Source organism: Chryseobacterium sp. sg2396, from assembly GCF_042610505.1.
GTDB lineage: Bacteria > Bacteroidota > Bacteroidia > Flavobacteriales > Weeksellaceae > Chryseobacterium.
In genome coordinates this window covers 1-3802 of record NZ_JBHGAQ010000045.1, presented here as the reverse complement: position 1 = coordinate 3802, position 3802 = coordinate 1, and the positions used below count along the sequence as shown (strand labels likewise).

The following is a 3802-nucleotide window of genomic DNA, read 5'->3' as shown; positions in this document are numbered from 1 at the left end:
AGGGACAAAAAAAAGACTTCATTGCTGAAGTCTTTATAGTTAATTCTTAATTAAACTGATAACCTGATTCTCACTTTCGTTCATAATTTTCCATATTTGTTTAAAGAATGTATAATACTCTTTCGGATAATTTTGACTTAAAACGTCAACTTTTGAATTGACTAAAATCTTATTATTTAAAATTTCTACCTTATAAGTATAAGAAATTTCTTTATCATCTGTAACAATCTTCTTTGGCTTCGGAAGATCTGTTACTTTATACCCATCTGGAATGGTTAGTTCAACTTTCTTTTCTTTTGTAAAGGCGGAAATAAAATCTATTTGGTTTTTTCTTTCTTCTTTCTGATCAAAACTTTCATTACGGGTATTTAGAAATAATATAGGGTTTAAGATTATCTTATCACCTACAATGTCCATCAAATTACTACTAGAAAATTTCATTTTAGATTCAAAACCTCCATCAGGCAATAATTTTGATTCGATATCTTTTGCATTTACAGCAAAATCAGTTTTGAAGGCCTGATTATATTTATCATGATTATCATCAAAATTATCATAGGCTTCTATTGCATAAAGTCCGGTTTCTATTTGACTTATATTTCCTTTTATTTCTGAATTTTGCACATCTATATCCGCTTTAACAAATAATTCCTTTTTACTAATATTAGTATTTGAAAATGAAAAATCCGTAGCTTTATCGTCTTCAAGCAAAATACCGAAATCATTCCAATCTCTTTCTGGCAGAATATTTACTTTAGAAGCAAAAGAGGTGGCATCATAAAAATAAAGTTGATCTTTAATTTTTATAGATGCTAAAACCATATTTACATTATTAAGATTGGGGGTAAAAACATTTAAGACACCATTCTCTACTGTTGAAATCAACACTGGATTCGCCTCTAGCTTTACATCCTTTAATAAGGCAGTTAATAATAGGTTTATATCTGCAGAATTTCCCGATTTGCTTTTTACAAATTGTCTTAAAGACTGGCTTGCAATAATTCCGAAATTCTTGTTCCATTTGTAATTATTCTTTACAAAATCAAAAACCTTATTCGCTCTTTCTAACGGATCAATTGTTTTCTTAATATCTTCAGGCACAATATCCCTTACTCCAGTTTCTAAAAATCCACCAAAATTATCCGAATATTTAAGTTTCTCAGCCAGTTTATTCCATTTATCGGAAGACTCAAATAAAAAATATTTCGCGGCATATTTTTTTAATTCAGGTTTTATCTTTGCTCTGTCTCTATCACTACCTTTTACAAAGTTCTCTTTTTGTACAGAAGAAACATTTTCATAACCGAACTTATACATATTCATATTAACTCCTAAACGTGATAATGATTTACTCATATTATATTTAGGAGCGAGGCTATTTCCAGTACTATTAAAAGTGTAGGTGAGTGATTCTGGATATTCAAAAATATATTCTTGATAAATGACCGGAATATTATATTGAAGATAATATGTTAAATTAAAAACATTACTCGTTTCGATTCTATAATGATATTCTATTACAGATCCATCTAGAATATTTGGAATAGCGAGCTTGTAAAATTTTAGTCCTTTAACAAGATTTTCTTTTAGTTGATCCTGTTTATTAATAATAGTTCTTTCTACACTATTATTTTTATAATTATAAACAATTACCTCAAAATCATTGAGGCTTTCACCTGATGCGACAGGTATATTTAGATTAAGCCATTCTTCAGATCTATTTTTATCATAAATTTTTATCTTAGAAAAATATTTTTTTTGATAAAAGTATTGATTCGATGGTGAAAGATCTATACTTAGACTATTGTAAAGAATCTCTGCAGGTGCATTTTTCTCAATCTGTGAATTTGTTTTTTTTAAATCAGCTTCGTTAAATTTCGGATAGTCAAGAAACTTATGTTCTTGCGAAAAAATAAGATTTGCTACGAAAGTTAAAAGCAGTAATAATTTTTGTATCATATAGTTGTTTCTAAGCTTTTCTAGACACTAAAATTTTAGAGTTATCCGAATTTAAGACTCTCTTTTTGAAATTAATAAAATCACTAAATTTTTCTTTAGGATATACTCCCTTATTTACCTTGATCATACGCCTCACAATAAGCTTACGTTCATACTTTTCGAAAACTATATTGTAAGAACCAAATTCAGAATCAATATTTATATTTTTTGGAATTTCTTCTATAAAATAATCTTGCGGCAATTCATAAATAATTTCAGATTCATCCTTATAAGCTAATCTGCTTTCAAAAGGCAGATCACGTATAGAATCTTCAAAATGACTACCTTCTTTATAAATTGGTATTGCTCTGAAAATATAGCCATTTCCTATAGGTTTTGAATAGTTTAAAGCTTTAAAATTCAGCTCGAAATTTATTGTAGCAGAATTCTTGTCATTATTAAACTCTTTCATTTCTACATTTTCAAAATCTAATGTAGAATATGCTTTTTTCAATAGTTCCGTTTTATCTTTTTCAGGGATTAGTAAATACATTAAGTTATAATCATATTGAGCTCCTTGATAGGAAAAATTCCCTTTTCCAGTAATTGATCTATCTGAATTTAATTGGACATATAATGTTTGCTTTTCTTTATTATTTTCGGCTGAGGAGCTAGGAGTCTGCATAATATCGATTCCATCAGGTTTTACCAGTAGCACATTTCTATCTGTGGTATTAAAACTTAAATGGTTAAAAGCGATTTGTTGCGAGGTATTCTCCAGCCAGATATTTCCTTTTTCCGTTGGTACTGTCAAAATAACGTGATTCCCTGACATTTTTGGAAAATCTTTGTCAAAGCTTACTTCAGAGGAATTGGAATTAATAATGCAATAATATGATTTGATTCCAGCCTCATCTAAAAGTGTTTTCATATAGTTTGTAAGCCCTTTACAGTCTCCATATCCTTTTTTCTGTACTTCATCCGGCAACATTGGCTGCCATCCTCCAATTCCTAATGCAACAAAGATATACCTGGTTTTATTTTGCATGTACTGATATATGCTTTTAACTTTTTCCTCAGTAGTTCCTGATAAATTTAAAGAAGCAATTTCAGCTTTAATTTGTGGTGTAGAAACCGAAACCGGTATAAGTAGGCTCTGATAATACCAGGCTCCGAAATCTTTCCATGAAGCTATACTTCCCCGCTTTCCCTCGAGATTAAATTTGTCTAAAGAAAAACTAACTTTTGGGAGAACTTTCTGCGGAGACGGAACCAATTGCCCATTTTCTATTGCCTGAATATTTTTATATGTATACGTTTTGTTTTCTCCACTTGATGAAACAGCAACAGATGCATAGCTAAATGGTGATTCATAAACTTTCGATCGGAGGTTAATCCCGGATTTATTAATGATATTAAAATTACTTTCTTCCAAAGAAACATTATATTCATAGAAAGGTATAAAATCAGGAATGAAAACTGTATTTTCATCATTTAATTCATAACTGAATTCTACGGTATAGGGAAATGTCGAAGATGTAAACGGAAGAATAAGCATTCGGCTGTCTGAATAAAAAGTTCCTTGAGGATTTGCTGCAATATCCGTGAAATCACTCTTAGAATAACTTTTTATTTTATTTCCTTTTTCGTCGTAAACAATCACTTTAACATTTGATATATCATCACCTTTTTCATAAGAAATTCTAGGTATAGAATAAGAAATTGCATCTTTGTTGAGAACAGTAACAACAGATAATTTTCTATAAGTAATATCATCAATCTTATTGATCTCGACTGTATTATTTTCTTTCCTGATAACAATACTGGCGTTTTTCTTAAGATTTTCAGGAATTGCAGAAACGGG

The 3802-nt window shown here is 29.6% G+C and carries 2 protein-coding genes; both read right to left on the bottom strand.

Translation table 11 applies throughout. From position 1 onward, the window contains the following. Positions 1-39: 39 nt before the first annotated feature. Positions 40-1959 carry a transglutaminase domain-containing protein gene (locus ACED20_RS21045; RefSeq protein ID WP_378106701.1) on the bottom strand — a complete coding sequence of 640 codons (1920 nt, stop codon included), beginning with the start codon at positions 1957-1959 and terminating at the stop codon, positions 40-42. A 10-nt stretch (positions 1960-1969) separates the two neighbouring features. Then, a partial coding sequence (locus tag ACED20_RS21040; RefSeq protein ID WP_378106698.1) for a DUF3857 domain-containing protein occupies positions 1970-3802 on the bottom strand: 1833 nt, incomplete at its 5' end.